This window comes from Frankia tisae, assembly GCF_025403405.1.
Classification (GTDB): Bacteria; Actinomycetota; Actinomycetes; order Frankiales; family Frankiaceae; genus Frankia; species Frankia tisai.
In genome coordinates this window covers 1-15,816 of the sequence record NZ_JANEZT010000133.1, presented here as the reverse complement: position 1 = coordinate 15,816, position 15,816 = coordinate 1, and the positions used below count along the sequence as shown (strand labels likewise).

Below are 15,816 nucleotides of genomic sequence, written 5' to 3'. Positions count from 1 at the left end.
GGCAGTGCGGGGCCGGCGCCCGGCGGAGCGCCGAACCCCGGCGACGTGTCACCCCATCGAAGGGCAGATGCTCTCCCGACGGGAGATTTCAACACGGCCTGCGCGGTCTACGTTCGCCAGTAGGTGGTCATCAACAAAGAGGAGTGAACTGCGGCATGGGAAAACACGATGTGGAGATAACGCCGGCCGAACGGGCCGAGGTACTTGAGGCGGCCCGTACGCTGGCGAAGGAGTTCGCGGTCGCTGGTCCGTCCGCCGACGCAGAAAACCGCTTTCCCACCGAACTCGTGCCGCTCTACAAGGACAGCGGCCTACCCGCGATCGCGATCCCCAAGAAGTACGGCGGCCTCGGCGCCGACATCGCGACCACGGCGGAAGTCTCCAGGGAGCTCGCGAAGGGCGACCCGGCGATCGCGCTGGCGTTCAACATGCACCAGACGATGATCGGTATCTTCCGCGGTCTGCTCGACGAGGTCACCAGGGAGCGTGTCTTCACCGAGGTTGTTCGGGAACACAAGATCATCTGTGGGCCGTTCAGCGAGGACCGGGCCGGTCTGAGCGGCCTCGCCGACACGAAGGCGATTCCCGACGGGAACGGCGGCTGGCGGATCCACGGGAAGAAGACGTGGGCCACCCTCTGCCTGGGAGCCGACATCGTCGCCTTCAACGCGACGATCACGGACACCGACGGGCGGCTGCCCGAGGACTTCACCGAGCACGCGGCCCAGGAGGCCGTCTTCGTGCTGCCGATGGACAGCCCCGGGATCAGCATCGTCGAGACCTGGGACACCATGGGGATGCGAGCGACCGGCACCCACACGGTCGTCTTCGACGACGTACCGGCACCCGCCAACTCCTACGGCGGGAACTTCCGCAACGGGTTGTTCGGCGAGTTCGAGTGGGCGTCGGTGAGCTTCGCGGCCGTGTACCTGGGCCTGGCGGAGAAGGCCTACGCCGAGACGCGGGAGATCCTGAAGAAGAAGACCCTCGGCGCGACGCTGGAGGGCAAGGACGTCGCCCTGAAGGGGGTCGGCTTCGTCCAGTACGGACTCGGCAGGATGTTGGTGGACGTGGAGACCGCGGCGCGGGCATTGGAGACAACCGGCCGGATCCTCATCGAGGGCCGCGACGCCGAGTGGGATCCGATCGCGCGCGCAGGGTTCGTCGATGTCACCAAGGTCACCGCGACGGAGACCGCGATCAGGGTGACGGACGCCGCGCTCCGGCTGGTCGGCGGGTCCTCCTTCCGGCGCGGACACGTGCTCGAACGCCTCTACCGTGACGCCCGCGGCGGCCCCTTCCATCCGCTCACCACCGATCAGGCCTATGACCTGCTCGGACGCGCCGAACTGGGGCTGCTCGGCGCACCGTGAGCAACACCGGGTGCGGCCGGGGCGGCGAGCAGCGCCCGGCCGCACCCGAGGCGGCCACGGTGACCGGCGACCACGGTGACCGGCAACCTCAGACACCGTCGCCGTGCACGGCGATTCCCAGCGACCGCGCGATCGCCTGCGACCGGTTCGCCGCACCGAGCTTGCGCAGTATGTGTTTCACATGTGATTTCACGGTGTCCTCGGAGATGACCAGCGTCTCGGCGATGGCACCGTTCGTCGCTCCCACCACCATCAGCTCGAGGACCTCCGACTCGCGCGCGGTGAGCTCCCCACCAGGATGCCCGGTGGGGAGAGGATGGGGCGCAACGGGAGTCCGCGGCATGGCTCCGACGGCCGCGTGCGGCGAGAAGTCGATACCCGCGTCGCAGAAGTCACTCACCGATTCGACCGCCGACGACAGGATCTCCCGAGCCTGGTCGCGCTGGGTCCGAAGGCGCTCGGCCAGGACGATCCGCTCGTACAGGTGGCTGAAACCCTCCGCGAAGGCCCAGAGGACATCCCGGTCGAAGTCGTCGACGCGCCGCGAAGCCGGATGGTGATCCGCGTGGAGGAATCCCACCACCGAGCTGCCGTGCATCAACGGGGCGACGACGTAGGAGTCCGAGCGACCCGAGTCCACGATGATCGACCGGTGTACGACGGTGTTCGCCGTGTCGTAGACGGCGACGGGCCGGCGCTCGGTGAGCAGCCTCGTCTCGGGGGTGCGCCCTTCGAGCCGAATCGGCTGGTCGACCCAGCCCGCGAACCACGACTCGAACTCGTCGCCGTTGCTGAAGTACGCCATCCACGGCCGCCAGACGCCGTCGTCGACCCGGGACAGCACCGCACGGCCGAAGCCGCAGCGCCGGACCAGTTCCTCGCACGCGTGGTCCAGCAGATCCGTCGAGTGCGGCAGCACCCGCATGCGCGCGAGTCCCTCGGAGCAGGCGGCCAGTCGACGCGTGCGCCGGTCTCGTTCGTGCTGGCCGAGGTCGAAGGCGAGTTCATGCAGGTCCAGCAGGAGCAGGCAGGTCCGCAGGCCGGCCTCGCCAGCCTCGCCAGCGTGGCCGGCCATCGCGCGCAGCCGGTCGACACAGAGCCGGGCGAGGTCCGAGACGACCCCGGTCCACGACTCCGAGGAGGCGAGGACGGTGCCGCGCGGCGGCTCGATGCCGAGAGCGTCACAGACCTCGCCGTGCAGGAAGGCCAACCGATCGCCCAGTTCGCGTTCGCGCCGCCGCCAGCCCCGGTCGCCGACGGGTACCGGGAACATGCTGTGCCGGCGGTCGCCGGCCGTCACCGTCATAAGGCCCGGTCCGCTGTGCGGGCGAGGTACAGATAGCGGGCGATCGCCTCGGCTCGGTTCGAGGCGCGCAGTTTGCGCAGGATGTGCTTCACGTGGGACTTCACCGTCGTCTCGGACACTGTGAGGGCATTGGCGATCTGTGCGTTGGTCGCGCCCGCGGCCAGGAGGCGGAGCACCTCACGCTCCCGCGGAGTGAGACCGTCGGGGAGCGGGGGTGCCGCCGCGATCATGGCTGCCGGTGAGGGCGAGGACCGCCCGGCCACCGCCGCGCGGCGCTGCGTGGACAGCGTGATCGTGCGTGCCAGCTGGACCGGCGCGGTACCGAGCACCTCGCTCGTGGCGCGGACGGCGCTGAGCGCGTCCGCGATCCGATCGCGCTGCAGCCTCGCGCGTTCCAGCAGGACCGACCGTTCGAGGATGAGTCCGAGACCGTCCGCGAACGTCTGGAGGTGATCCCGGTCGGCGTCGGTCAGGCGGCGACCCGAGGCGTAGGTGTCGGCATGCAGGAAGCCGAGGACGCAGCCGCCCGCGACGATCGGCGCGGCGACGTATTCCCTCGTCCCGGAGATCTCGATCAGTGGCCGGAAGACGCGCCCCTCCGACTGGGCATGCCGGATCAACGCGGGCGCCCGCCGGCGGACCAGCTCGGTCTCGGGCATCGACGACGCCAGCGGTATCTCCACGCCCGTGAGGAAACGGCGCAGGGCCTCGTTGGCGGGGTCGTCGACATCCGTCTCGACGTGCAGCGCGACCGGCAGCCAGGTCGAACCACGCAGGCTGGAGATCATCGCCCGGTCGAAGCCGCCGGCCGCGCACAGCGCGGCGGGGGCGGCCCGGGTGATCCGCCCGGAGCTCGTCTCCCGACGCAGCAGGGCGAGCTGGTCGCGGATCCGGCTCAGCGCCTGGAACGGCCCTTCCACCGCCCGCGCGCACAGCTCCGACCGCACCGCGCCGAGCTCGGCGAACAGATCGCCGATCCGGTCGAAGCGGCCCGTGCCGAGGGCGGCACGCAGCTCGGCGTCGGCGGACTCGGCCGCGAGCCGATCGAGCCGGGCCACCAGCGCCGCCGCCGGACCGTCGTCGCAGGCGGGCACCGATGCCCCCGCCGCCGCGCGCAGCGCCGAGACCAGTTCCCGTTGTCGATCCCGAACCTCCACCTGCATCGACACGATCGAAGAGCCCGGCGCTATCAAGGCTGTGCACCCTCCCGCTCCGAGAGCTGCCGCCCGCGACCACCGCAGGCGCCACGGCGTCCCACCGGGCCGCCGACGCGAAGGCCGACAGAATCGTCGGCGTGTGTCGCGGGATTTACTTTTCGGACCATAAGTGACCCAGTTCACTTCGTCAAGACCGGAACGAACTTCGTCGCCCAGGTCGGGGCGGTCCGGCGTCAGCCGTGCAGGACAGCGGCCGCGACCAGCCGCACCTTGTCCACCAGGCCCGGCTGCCCACGCAGGTGCGGCGTACGCGCGACGTCGTTGATGACGGTGAGGACCGCGTGGACACGGAAGAGCACCGTGGTGCGGTCCAGCTCCGGATGGGTCGCGGCCATCAGACGGGCCCACTCGGCGACGTAGTCGTGCTCGGCCCGCCGGATGCGGTGGCGATACGGCTGCGGCACGTTCATCACCTCGGCGATCAGGACGTTCACGAGGTCGGTGTGCGCCATCGCGAAGTCGATGTAGGCGGCCACCGCGTTGTCCAGGCCGGCTGCCGGGGTCGCGGCCGCGGACAGGGCCCGTGACATACCCAGCTGCAACGACTCGGCGGCGCGCGCGACGATCGCGCTCAGCAGGTCGGCCTTGGTGGCGAAGTGCCGGTAGACGCCGGTGCCAGTCACGCCGACCTCCGCGCCGACCTCCTCCATCGTCACCGACTGGTAGCCACGGTTCCCGAACAACCGGGCCGCGGCGGCCAGCAGCGCCTCCCGGCGCGCCCGGGGCGGCAGCCCGGTCTCCCCGCGGCCCGCGACCGGCTCCTCGTGAACCCCGCAGCCGTCGATCCGCGCCTCGCACACCCGCAGGGCCATGTCGCGCAGCAGCGTGGTCGTCACCTCCGGGGAGGCGTTGACCCGGTGGTAGGAGGCGCTGGTGAGCACGGCGAGCAGGCACCACGACAACAGCTGCGCGTCGTCGCGGCTCAGCTCGCCGCGGGCGTCCCGCAGGGCGGCGGTCAGGTTTCCCAGGAACGCGAAGAACCGTTCCAGCATCGGCCTGCGGTACTCGGCGTGCAGATGCCGGGTCTCCCGCGTCCACAGCACCCCGAGCTCGCGCCGGTGCGCGGCGGTCTCGGCCAGGTCCCCGACCACGGCGGCGAAGCCGTCGGGCAGCTGGCGATCGATGACGATCGTGGCCCGCTCGAAACTGTCCGACAGCGAGCTGGCCAGGAGCTCCTCCTTGCTGCGGACATGGCGGTAGAGCGCACCGGGAGTGATGCCGACCGCCTTGGCGATGTCCTCGGTGCCGACGTTGTGATAACCGAAGCGATAGAACAGGTCGCTGGCCGCCGCCAGGATCTGCGCTCGGCGGTCGCGCGGCCGTGGGGTCCGCCTGATCGGTGCCCGGCCGGCCTGCGCGCTCACCAGGTACTTCCTCCGGTCACGGGCCTACCGCCTCCCCTCGGGGGAACAGCCGGATCTGTTGACCTCGAAAGGTTACCCCTGATTTACTTCGCCCGTTCCCCGGCCCGTCCCGACGGGTCGGGAGCCACACCTGCAACGATCAGAAGGAGTCGGCACGTGCTGGTCGACGGCCATATCGGCGGATCCACCGACGGCACCCGCGGCGCGGACATCGCCGATCTCACGGCACAGGTCGCGCACGCCGATCACATCGGCTACGACGGCGTGTGGAGCACCGAGGTCAACCGGGACCCCTTCCTCCCCCTGCTGCTGGCCGCGGACCGTTCACCCCGGCTGCACCTCGGGACGGCCATCGCCGTGGCGTTCGCCCGCAATCCGATGACGACCGCCACCGTCGCCAACGACCTGCAGACCTTCAGCGCCGGCCGCTTCGCTCTCGGCCTCGGTTCGCAGATCCGGCCGCACATCGAACGGCGTTTCGACATGCCCTGGTCCGCACCCGCCGAACGGATGCGGGAGTTCGTGCTGGCCCTCCGCGCGATCTGGCGGAGCTGGCACGACGGCGAGCCGCTCGATTTCCACGGTGAGATCTACCGGAACACCCTGATGACGCCGATGTTCAATCCCGGGCCCAACCCGTTCGGGCCACCGCCGGTGCTGATCGCCGCGGTCGGGCCGAAGATGACGTCGGTCGCGGCCGAGGTCGCCGACGGCATGCTGGTGCACTCCTTCACCAGCGAGCGCTACCTGAGGGAGGTCACGCTCCCCCAGCTCACCTCCGTGCTGGCCGCCAACGGGAAGACCCGCGAGCGGTTCACGCTGTCCTATCCCGGCCTGGTGGCGACCGGGACCGATGACGAGGCCATCGACACAGCGGTGCGGGCGGTCCGCGAGCGCATCGCCTTCTACGGCGCGACGCCCGCCTACCGCGGCGTGCTCGCGTTGCACGGCTGGGATGATCTGCACACGGAGCTCCACCTGCTGTCCCGGCGCAAGGACTGGGCCGCCATGACCGCGCTCGTCGACGACACCGTGCTCCACACCTTCGCCACGGTGGGTGAACCGGCCGCGGTCGCCCGGGAGATCCGCCGTCGCTTCACCGGGCTGATCGACCGCTTCACCCTGTATCTGCCCTACGACCTGGCCGACGAGGTGCGCTACGACCTTGTGTCCGGGCTGCGAGCGAACTGACCCACCAGGTTCGCCCGGCCCCGGCCCCGGCCGGACCGGGGCCGGACCGGCGCCGATCCGGCCCCCTCGCTCGTGTCCCCCGGAGCTCAGCCCTTCGACGCGCGGCCCGCGGCAAGGCTCTCCCGCAGGGCGGCGATCGCCTGCGCCGTGTCCGGATGCCCCATCAGCAGTGCCTGACCGCGGGCCTCCGTCTCCAGAGCCGACCACAGGGACGGCGAGTCCGTGCTGGCCTGGAGTGCACGCTTGGACAGCTGCACGCCCAGCGGGGGGTGGACAGCGATCTGGCCCGCGAGGTCGAGGGCGGTGTCGAGCAGCGAGGCGGTGGGCACGGCCCGGTTGGCCAGGCCGATGCGCACCGCCTCCTCGGCGCCGACCGACCGCGCCGTGTACATCAGCTCGGCGGCGAGTCCTCGCCCGACGATCCGCGGCAGCAGCCAGGAGGCACCCAGATCGCCGCCCGACATGCCGATCCGGACGAACGCGGCCTGGAACAGCGCGTCGACGGCCGCGAGGCGGATGTCGGCGACCAGGGCGAGGCTGACGCCGCCACCGATGGCCGGGCCGCCGACGGCGGCGATCAGCGGCTGGGGCAGCGTGTGCAGGGCATGCAGCGTCCGGTTGGCCATGTCCTGCAGCGCCAGCCCGCCCGTCGGGCCGAGAGTCGCGAACTCGGCCGCGCCGTCGAGGTCATACCCGGAGCAGAATCCGCGGCCGGCCCCGGTGAGGACGACGGCCCGCACCGACGCGTCGGTGGTCAGCTCCTCGGCGACTTCCCGGAGCTCACGAAGCATCGGCCGATTCAACGCGTTGAGCCGTTCGGGGCGTTCCAAGGTCACCAGGGCGACCCCGGTCCGCGGCCGTCGAACGTTAAGCGTCTCCATGGGTTCCTTTCGCCGGGACGTCGTGGAGGTCCGATGTGCGGGTCAGTCCAGGGATCGTGCGGACTGCGGCGTGGTGCGCCGGGCGTCACCGGAACCGTCGTCGCCGATGTTGCCCGCCGGCTCACCGTCGCCCGCCGGCCTGGTGCCGTTCACCGGTCGCACGCCGTCCGCCGACCCCGCGCCGCCGCGCGCCGGGCCGCCCGGCCCCTGCCTGCGCAGCAGTACACCCAGGAGTGCGCGCAGCACACGCCGCTCGCGCAGCACGGCCAGCACGATCAGCGCCAGGCCGAGCACCAGCAGGACGAGCGGCGCCACGAGGCCGACGAGGATCAGCAGGAGTCCCGCGGACTTCGCCTTGTCGGCGAGATCGGCGATGCTGGCGGGGGTGATGTGGAAGTCGAGGGCGACGACGGGCAGCAGGCTCACGGTCCTGCCGCCGACCGTCACGTTGACGATGACCTGCTGGGAGATGGTCTCGTCGATCGCGACGCCGGTCTGGCGATCCACGTAGGCGACGATGGCGGACGTGCCGGTGTAGGTCAGCGGGATCGGGTCGGGCAGCGCGGCGACCGTCGCCGGGGTCAGGGCCGCGCGGACGCCGGCGGGCAGCAGGGGTGCCAGACCGACGACGAGGCTCTTGGGCAGGGCCGGCGGCAGGGAGGCGAGCAGGTCGGGATTGCGGACCGCGCCCGAGGGCGAGATCCGGTAGACGTTGACGGACCGGCCACCACGGGTGTCATGCCCGGCGTAGGTCATCGGGACAATGGTCCGGGTCGCCGGGTCATAGTAGGTGTACGAGCTGTCGCTCTTGGGGTGCAGCGGAAAGGCCGAGGTCAACGCGCCCGTCGCGGGCTCGGTCTTTTTCCCGGCGGGTGGCGTCACGCCCTTCAGCGTCGACCTGTCGACGGCATAGAGGTAGCTGCTGGGTAGCTCCTGACCGGGGGCGTGCACGGTGAGCGCGTCGCTGACCACGGCGGTGTCCCCGGCGGTGGACAGCACCTGCACCCGGCGGTCCACCGTGATGGGCAGGTGCGATCGTAATGCGGAACTCGCCTTTCCAGCCTGTAAGGCCTTGCTGTCGAGCAGGTTCGCGGTGCCCTGGTAATGAACGGTCAGATCGGTGTCGCCAGGCAGCCGGGTGGCGATCGGAACGAGGACGAACCGCAGGACCACCGCCGCCACCACCAGCAGGATCCCCACCACCGCCCAGGCAATGGACCAACGTCGAAAGGGCACAACAGCCTCCTCAGGCCGGCCGGCGTCACAGTCGCGGGCCGTGTCCTGCACCGGATCACGGAACGCCGGGACGCCTTGAAGGTCATGGCGGCAGTCGGGTTACGGCTCCGCGGCAGCACGTTCACCTGGCACCGGGCGTCTCCCGACGCGGGGCGAGATCACCCCACCGCGTCGCCTCCCGAGGATGCCGGGCGGACGGGTTACCGACATCCCCCGAGCGAAGGCTGTCCGACCTTCGTCCGGGGGATGTCGACATGCAGGCCGCCGAAGCCGCCCTGCCGGGCCTGGTCCGGCACCACCGGAGTCCCTACCGCGTGACGGCGGGTCGGGTCGCCGGCCAGGGGCAGGAGGTGCCGGCCCAGGCAAGACAGGTGTCGGATCAGGTGTTTTTACCTGTGACACACCTCTCGGCCAGGTGCGACGATCACTCGCCGACGGGCCACCGCGAAGCCCGGCATCGAGATGAAAGTGGAGGAAATGTGACCACGAATCCCCCGGAGAAGCCCGATGTTCTGTCCGAGGAGTTCGCGCAGGATCCGCACAAATATTACAAGATCATGCGCGACCACTACCCGGTCTTACACGATGAGGCGAGTGGCTACTACTTCGTCACCCGCTACAATGACGTAGCCAGGATCTACAAGGACTCGGTCGCGTTCTCCAATGAGAACTACGCGTTCCAGATGGAGCCGGTGATCGGCAAGACCCTGATTCAGATGAGCGGTCGGGAACATGCCGTCAACCGTCATCTTGTCACTCCCGCCCTGCGCGGAAACTATCTGCAGGAACTGCTGCCCCAGGTGGACGAGCTGGCAAAGGAGATGATCGACGAGTTCCGTCACTCCAGCCAGATCGACCTGATCGAGAAATTCACGAAGTGGTTTCCGATCAATGTGATCGTGAAGATGCTCGACCTGCCTCACGATGACCTTCCCAAGTTCCATGACTGGTACTCGTCACTGATGGCCTTTCTCGCCAACCTCACCAACGACCCGGAAGTCCATGCTTGGGGCATGCGTACACAGCGGGATTATCCCGCCTACATTCTGCCGATCATCGCCGAGCGGCGGAGGAACCCCGGCACGGATCTGATCTCGCGCCTGACGCAGGCCGAGATCGAGGGCGAGCAGTTCTCCGACGAACAGATCAAGGCCCTCATCGGCCTCCTGCTCATCGCCGGCGGCGAGACCACCGACAAGGCGATCGCCAGTACCCTCAAGTACCTGATTCAGCACCCTGAGCAGTTGGCGGCGGTTCGGGCCGACCCGACCCTGGCCACCCAGGCTCTGGTGGAGACGCTCCGCTATCACCCGCCGGTCCAGATCATTCTCCGCACTGCCACCGAGGACATCGACGTCTCCGGCACGGCGATCCCGAAGGGAAGCGTGGTCGCGTGCGTCAACGGCGCCGCCAACCGCGACGAGCGCCGTTTCAACGACCCGGACAAGTTTGACATCTTCCGCGAAGACGTCAATATGAACCAAGCTTTCGTCGGCTCGGCCGACCATATAGCGTTCGCTCTTGGCCGTCACTTCTGCGTCGGCTCGCTGCTCGCGAAGCGGGAGGCGGAGACCGCCATCAACCAGCTGCTCCAGGCCATGCCGGACATCCGCTTCGCCGGCGGCAAGGAGCCCGTCGACGCGGGCATGTTCACCCGGGGCCCCGAGCGCCTCGACGTGGAGTTCACCCCCGTCACGCAGTAGTCGGCGGCGTGCGAACCAAGCCGTCCGCCGGCCATCAAGCAGAGGTAGATGTCATGACAGTTGTCCAGGAGACTCCCGCAGTCCTTTCCTCCGCTACCTCGGTTCCGCACTACCGGATGTTCATCGACGGTCGGTGGGTCGACACAGAAGAACACTATGAGATCATCAACCCGGCCACCGAGGAGATCGTCGCGACCGCCGCGAAGGGCGGGATCGAACATGCTGACGCGGCGGTGGCCGCGGCCAAGCGCACCTTTGACGAGGGCGTGTGGCGCAACGTGTCACCGGCGAGGAGAGCCGAGATCTTCGATGCGGTCGCCGCCGCCCTGACGGCCCGCGCCGAAGAACTCGCCGTGCTGGGCACCCGCGAGGGCGGATCCCCGTACCTGCTGTCCATGGGCTTCAACGCGGGTCAGCCGATCTCCAACCTGGGCTACTTCGCCAGGCTGCTGCGTGGGTACGAGTTCGAATCCCCGGGACCACTCGCCGGCCCGATTCTCATGGGTGGACTGATCCGCCGTGAACCTCTTGGCGTCTGCGTCGCGATCGTGCCCTGGAACTTTCCCCTCTCGCTGGCCGTCTGGAAGGTCGTACCAGCACTCGCCGCCGGCAACTCGGTGGTCCTGAAGACCGACGAGAAGACGCCGATCGGAGCCCTGGAGTTTGCGCGCGAACTGCGGGCGGCCGGTCTTCCCGACGGGGTCTTCAACGTCGTCACCGGGAACGGCGAGGAGGTCGGTACGCATCTGGCGAAACACCCGGACGTCCGGAAGATCGCATTCACCGGCTCCACCGAGGTCGGCAAACTCGTCTCCCAGGCGGCGAGCACCAGCAACCTGAAGCGGGTCACCCTCGAACTCGGCGGCAAGGGCCCGAACATCGTGCTGGAAGACGCGGACATGCGGCTGGCGGTCGACGGCTCGATCTGGGCGTTCCTCATGCATGCCGGCCAGGCCTGCGAGGCGGGAACCCGCCTGCTGCTCCCTGCCGCGGTTCACGACCGGTTCGTGGACAGGCTGATCGATCGCCTCAGGACCATCAGGATAGGCGATCCGCTGGACCCCTCCACCAACATCGGGCCCCTGATCAGCGCTCGGCAGCGTGACCGGGTGCTGGGCTACATCGAGTCCGCGAAGCAGGAGGGCGCGACCATCGCCCATGGCGGAGGAGTGCCGGCCGGCTTCGACCGCGGCTACTGGGTGGAACCTACAGTCCTGACAGATGTCACCAACGAGATGAAGGTCGCGCGCGAAGAGATCTTCGGGCCGGTGCTGTGCGTCCTGAAGTACGACAGCGTGGACGAAGCAATCTCCCTGGCAAACGACACCGAGTACGGCCTGTCCGCCGGAGTCTGGAGCTCCGACCCGAACAGGGCGCTGGAGGTCGCACGCCGGCTGGAGGCCGGCTCGGTGTGGATCAACGACTGGCACATGGTCCACGAGGAGTACCCGTTCGGAGGCTACAAGCAGAGCGGTCTCGGGCGGGAGCTCGGCGCTCACGCCCTCGATGAGTACACCGAGGTGAAGTCCGTCCAGATCAGCCTCGAACCCAACATTTCCAACCATGCCTTCGGGCTCGTGCTTTCGACACCAGCACCCAGCTGGGAGGACTGATGCCGCGAGCAGCCGAGACAATATTCAGCGAATCGAAGGAAAACAGATGAAGACGATAGCCGCGGTTCTCTACGAGGCCGGAAAGCCCTTCGAGATCGAAGAGCTTGAGGTCGTCAAGCCTGACGCGAACGAGGTTCTCGTACGGTACGACTACTCGGGCCTGTGCCACTCCGACCTGCACATGGTGAAGGGCCACCTACCGTTCAGGCCGCCGATGGTCTTTGGGCACGAGGCGGCCGGTGAGATCCTCGAGGTCGGGTCGAAAGTCTCCCGATTAGCGCCGGGGGACCATTTTGTGGCCTCGTTCTTCCCCGTCTGTGGTCGTTGCCGCTGGTGCGTCACCGGCAACTCCCGGCTGTGCGACATGGGTGCGAACGGGCTCGATGGTTTTCTGCCCGGGGGCCGGTTCCCGTTCCAGGGAAAGAACGGTGACTACGGTTCGATGATGACCCTGGGCACGTTCAGCCAGTACGCCACCGTGCACGAGAACTCCGTCGTCAGGATCGACGACGATCTACCGTTGGACAAGGCCGCCCTGGTCGGCTGTGGCGTCCCGACGGGATGGGGATCCGCCGTGAACTCCGCCGGCGTCCGCCCCGGGGACACCGTCGTCATCTACGGCATCGGCGGCATCGGCGTGAACGCGGTCCAGGGCGCTGCCTACGCCGGGGCTCAGCACCTGATCGCCGTCGACCCGGAGCCATCCAAACTGGAGGCCGCGAAGAAGTTCGGTGCCACCCACACCGCCGGTTCCGCGGCGGCGGCCCAGGACCTGGTCACCGAGCTCACCAGGGGGGTCGGGGCAGACAGCACCATCATCACGGTTGACGAGCTGACGGCCCAGGTGGTCTCCGACGCGGCCGCGGCCACCTCCAAGGGCGGCACGGTCGTGGTGACGTCGATGGGTCAGTACGAGACCGACACGATCAGCCTGTCCGGAGTGCAGCTGGCCCTGTGGGGCAAGCGGATCCAGGGGTCCCTGTACGGTGGCTGCAATCCGATGTACGACATTCCCAAGATTCTGTCCCTGTACCGCACCGGTCATGTGAAGCTGGACGAACTGATCACCAATGTGTACACCCTCGACCAGGTGAACGAGGGCTATGACGATCTGATGGCACACAAGAACATCCGTGGTGTGATCGCTCACGAGCACTGAGAACCACGCGGTATCGGCGTCGAACCACGGGGTATCGGCGTCCGCGTCGACGCTGGACGGCCCAGCACCCGGACGGCCCAGCACCCGGGCCGTCCGGGAAGGGCGCGACCTCCGCACGACCACCAAGCGGCCGCGCCGTCGACCCGTTATCGGGTTCGTTGGAGGTCGAACTGGCGACGGGTCATCCACGCCGCCACCTGAGAACGTGAACGGAAGTTCAGCTTCGCCAGGATCCGGTTGACGTGGCCCTCGACCGTACGTCGGGAGATGGTGAGGGATTCCGCGATATCGCTGTTGCGTAGTCCCGCGGCGATCAGCCGGCTGATCTGGAGTTCCCGGGCGGTGAGAACCTCCTCCCGGTCCCCTGCCGGCGAGGGCTCCGTGGGCTCGGGCTCCCCGGACGGTTCTCCCAGCGCGACGTGGAGCGCGGCGGAGAGTTCCAGGTGGTGCCCGGCACCGTACTCGGCGTCGAAGATCTCGTCGCCGAGCTCCAGTCGGGCCCGTGCCTCGCAGCCGGCGCGTTTCTCTACCAGCGCCGAAGCGCCGAACAACGGGGTCATCCCGCCCATCGAGCCGTGAAGCATGCGTCCGATGCCGAGTAATCGGGCGGCATGAGCGGACCAACCGGTATCGACGGCGTTCCAGGCCAGGATCTCCACGCACATGGTGACGCCGAGCCAGTCACCCAGCGATCGCTTCAGGTCGATCGAGTCCCGCAACAAACTCGTGGAACTCGCCAGGTCGCCGCGGAGATGCTCGGTCAGGCCACGTGCCCACAGCACCCATGAGGTGGCCCACCGCTCGTGGTGGAGCGCCCCATGAGACAGCGCCAGATCACAGGCCTGCCGTGCCTTGTCGACCTCGCCGGTGAGGCAGTGTACGAACGCGAGCTGGGCTCCGCACAGGATACTGAGCGCACTGGGCTGCCCCGATTTCTCGTGGCCTCTCCTGGCGGCTTCGAGCAGATCGAGCGCGTACGCAAAGTCGCCGTCGATCTGCTCGACGGTTCCACGAAACTGGATGGCGCATATACTGGCGGTCTCGTCTTTGATCTCGTCGGCGACCGACCGACACTCGTCGAGGTTCTCCCTGGCTGCCGCGCTGTTCCCCCGCAGCATCTCAAACCACCCCAGCACCCACAGCGCCTTCGCCCGGTCAGGGGACGGATCGGGATTCTCCACGAGAGCTCGGCGCAGCCATTGACACCCGTCCTGTAAATGCCCGCAGGCATTCCAGTAGAACCACAGGGCTGCGGTCATCCGCAGACCGAGGAGCCGCTCGGCGGGATGGGCGAACGAGTACTCGAGGGCCGCGCGGATGTTGCCCAGCGAGCCTTCCAGCCCTTGCACCGTCTCTAACTGGCGGTCCCAGAGAGAGCTCCGCTCGCTTTGTTCCGCGAGTTGGAGGTAGTAGTCGCGATGCCGGCGGCGCCACACCTCCACCGATCCGCACAGCTCCAGGCCGAACATGCGGATGCTCTCCAGCAGCCGGTACCGTCGCCCGCCGCCCCGGCCCTCGGTTCGGGTCACCACAGACTTCTCAACCAGGTCGCCCAGCAAGCTGACCACCTCGTTGGCGGTGATGCCGTCGCCCGCACAGACCTGCTCGGCAGCCTGAAGATCGAAGGAGCCCGCGAAGACCGCGAGCCGTTCCCACAGCGCGCGTTCGTCCGGTGAGGAGAGCTCGTAGCTCCAGTGGATCGCGGCCCACAGCGTCTGGTGCCGGGCCGGGCCGGCTCGGTTTCCGACCTTCAGCACGTCGAACAGTGCCATCTTCTGAGAAAGGATCTGATCGACGGAGAAGGACCTGATGCGGACCGCGGCCAGTTCGATGGCCAACGGCATGCCGTCCAGATGGCGACAGAGCCGGCCTATCGAGTGGAGTTCGTCGGCGCTGGGAGCGAAGTCGGGCATGGCCGATCTGGCTCTGGCCAGGAAAAGGTCGACCGCGTCGCCCTCGGGGAGCGTCTCGGCCGAATCCCGCGGCAGCTTGAGCGGTGGCACGTTCCAGGTGAGTTCGCCAAGGATGCCCAGTGGCTCCCGGCTGGTCGCCAGGACGCACACATGCGGCGCACGGCGCATGATGAGGCGGACCAGCCGCCCGCAGGCGGGCGCCAGATGCTCGCAGTTGTCCAGCAGGAGTAGCAGTCGATGGGTACTGAGATACCCGCAGAGTGCGTCGAGCGGCGAGATGCCCGATTCGATGCGTAATCGCATCGTCTCCGCGATGGCCAGTGCAATGTGATCCGGACTGGTCACCTCAGCCAACTCGACGAAGGCGACTCCCCCGCTGAACTCGCCGGCGAGCCGACGAGCGGCCTCGGTTCCCAGCCGGGTCTTGCCGACTCCCCCTGGGCCCGTCAGAGTGACCAGGCGCGACGTGCGTATGGCGTCCTTGACGTGCATGACTTCGTGGCGGCGGCCAACGAAGTCCGTCAGGTCCGGAGGTAGGGTGTTGAGCTTCATCCCAGGGGATGGTTCGCGTGAGGTTCGCGCAAGAGGAGTCCCCCCGAGTGCGATCAGCTGTGCACGGAACGTGCTTGACGTGCGCTGCCCTGAGCCGGGCCGCGCTCGGCAAACCCGTGCTCGCAGCGCTGATGCCAGACTCGGCCACCAAGATCCGCCGGACGCGCCGCAGACTCAGGGGCCCATGGTCAACTTCCCCCTCATCAGTAATCAATCGTACGCTCGATTTGTAGCGTACGTCACGTCAACTGCACTGTCAAGGCATGATGCCCGCGACACTCGGAGTCCGTCCAGCCCCGGCAGCCCAC

At 68.3% G+C, this 15,816-nt stretch carries 11 protein-coding genes; 5 read left to right on the top strand and 6 right to left on the bottom strand.

The genetic code is table 11. The features are described from left to right. Positions 1-155 precede the first annotated feature (155 nt). On the top strand, positions 156-1,373 hold the full coding sequence (locus tag NBZ85_RS14585) for an acyl-CoA dehydrogenase family protein (protein WP_261557109.1): 1,218 nt from the start codon (positions 156-158) through the stop codon (positions 1,371-1,373). 88 nt (positions 1,374-1,461) lie between these two features. Here NBZ85_RS14585 and NBZ85_RS14580 read toward each other — a convergent pair whose 3' ends face one another. The 3 genes from NBZ85_RS14580 to NBZ85_RS14570 all read right to left on the bottom strand — a co-directional run bounded on the left by NBZ85_RS14580 (position 1,462) and on the right by NBZ85_RS14570 (position 5,260). Then, a complete protein-coding gene (locus NBZ85_RS14580; protein ID WP_261557110.1) occupies positions 1,462-2,679 on the bottom strand; it encodes a helix-turn-helix domain-containing protein in 1,218 nt (405 codons plus the stop codon). Continuing rightward, a complete protein-coding gene (locus tag NBZ85_RS14575) occupies positions 2,676-3,842 on the bottom strand; it encodes a helix-turn-helix transcriptional regulator (RefSeq protein ID WP_261557112.1) in 1,167 nt (388 codons plus the stop codon). The genes NBZ85_RS14580 and NBZ85_RS14575 overlap by 4 nt, the downstream gene beginning before the upstream one ends. A gap of 227 nt (positions 3,843-4,069) precedes the next feature. Next, on the bottom strand, positions 4,070-5,260 hold the full coding sequence (locus NBZ85_RS14570) for a TetR/AcrR family transcriptional regulator (protein WP_261557114.1): 1,191 nt from the start codon (positions 5,258-5,260) through the stop codon (positions 4,070-4,072). 156 nt (positions 5,261-5,416) lie between these two features. Here NBZ85_RS14570 and NBZ85_RS14565 point away from each other — a divergent pair, with 156 nt between their 5' ends. Then, on the top strand, positions 5,417-6,451 hold the full coding sequence (locus tag NBZ85_RS14565) for a TIGR03617 family F420-dependent LLM class oxidoreductase (protein WP_261557116.1): 1,035 nt from the start codon (positions 5,417-5,419) through the stop codon (positions 6,449-6,451). An 86-nt stretch (positions 6,452-6,537) separates the two neighbouring features. Here NBZ85_RS14565 and NBZ85_RS14560 read toward each other — a convergent pair whose 3' ends face one another. Together NBZ85_RS14560 and NBZ85_RS14555 are read right to left on the bottom strand one after the other, a co-directional pair. Beyond that, positions 6,538-7,332 (bottom strand): enoyl-CoA hydratase/isomerase family protein, encoded by a 795-nt coding sequence (locus tag NBZ85_RS14560; protein ID WP_261557117.1) that lies wholly within the window; start codon positions 7,330-7,332, stop codon positions 6,538-6,540. 42 nt (positions 7,333-7,374) lie between these two features. After that, positions 7,375-8,568, bottom strand: coding sequence for a porin PorA family protein (locus NBZ85_RS14555; protein WP_261557118.1), 1,194 nt, complete (start codon positions 8,566-8,568; stop codon positions 7,375-7,377). Positions 8,569-8,822: 254 nt separating this feature from the next. Here NBZ85_RS14555 and NBZ85_RS14550 point away from each other — a divergent pair, with 254 nt between their 5' ends. From NBZ85_RS14550 to NBZ85_RS14540, 3 genes are read left to right on the top strand one after another with little or no spacing between them, the layout of a single operon-like run. Continuing rightward, positions 8,823-10,271 carry a cytochrome P450 gene (locus NBZ85_RS14550; protein WP_261557121.1) on the top strand — a complete coding sequence of 483 codons (1,449 nt, stop codon included), beginning with the start codon at positions 8,823-8,825 and terminating at the stop codon, positions 10,269-10,271. A 53-nt stretch (positions 10,272-10,324) separates the two neighbouring features. Next, the gene (locus NBZ85_RS14545) at positions 10,325-11,884 is read left to right on the top strand and encodes an aldehyde dehydrogenase family protein (RefSeq protein WP_261557123.1); all 1,560 of its coding nucleotides are present in this window, start codon (positions 10,325-10,327) and stop codon (positions 11,882-11,884) included. Between the two features lie 46 nt (positions 11,885-11,930). Continuing rightward, positions 11,931-13,043: a Zn-dependent alcohol dehydrogenase gene (locus tag NBZ85_RS14540; RefSeq protein WP_261557124.1), complete on the top strand. Its 1,113-nt coding sequence runs from the start codon at positions 11,931-11,933 to the stop codon at positions 13,041-13,043. A 146-nt stretch (positions 13,044-13,189) separates the two neighbouring features. On the opposite strand, the gene NBZ85_RS14535 is transcribed toward NBZ85_RS14540, so the two are convergent. After that, positions 13,190-15,448 (bottom strand): LuxR C-terminal-related transcriptional regulator, encoded by a 2,259-nt coding sequence (locus tag NBZ85_RS14535; RefSeq protein WP_368861381.1) that lies wholly within the window; start codon positions 15,446-15,448, stop codon positions 13,190-13,192. Between the last annotated feature and the right edge of the window lie 368 nt (positions 15,449-15,816).

What these genes read in the sequence shown, in the direction of transcription:
- NBZ85_RS14585 (WP_261557109.1), top strand. Translation starts at nt 156, where the DNA reads ATGGGAAAACACGATGTGGAGATAACGCCGGCCGAACGGGCCGAGGTA.
- NBZ85_RS14580 (WP_261557110.1), bottom strand. Translation starts at nt 2,679, where the DNA reads ATGACGGTGACGGCCGGCGACCGCCGGCACAGCATGTTCCCGGTACCC.
- NBZ85_RS14575 (WP_261557112.1), bottom strand. Translation starts at nt 3,842, where the DNA reads ATGCAGGTGGAGGTTCGGGATCGACAACGGGAACTGGTCTCGGCGCTG.
- NBZ85_RS14560 (WP_261557117.1), bottom strand. Translation starts at nt 7,332, where the DNA reads ATGGAGACGCTTAACGTTCGACGGCCGCGGACCGGGGTCGCCCTGGTG.
- NBZ85_RS14550 (WP_261557121.1), top strand. Translation starts at nt 8,823, where the DNA reads ATGCAGGCCGCCGAAGCCGCCCTGCCGGGCCTGGTCCGGCACCACCGG.
- NBZ85_RS14545 (WP_261557123.1), top strand. Translation starts at nt 10,325, where the DNA reads ATGACAGTTGTCCAGGAGACTCCCGCAGTCCTTTCCTCCGCTACCTCG.
- NBZ85_RS14540 (WP_261557124.1), top strand. Translation starts at nt 11,931, where the DNA reads ATGAAGACGATAGCCGCGGTTCTCTACGAGGCCGGAAAGCCCTTCGAG.
- NBZ85_RS14535 (WP_368861381.1), bottom strand. Translation starts at nt 15,448, where the DNA reads ATGCACGTCAAGGACGCCATACGCACGTCGCGCCTGGTCACTCTGACG.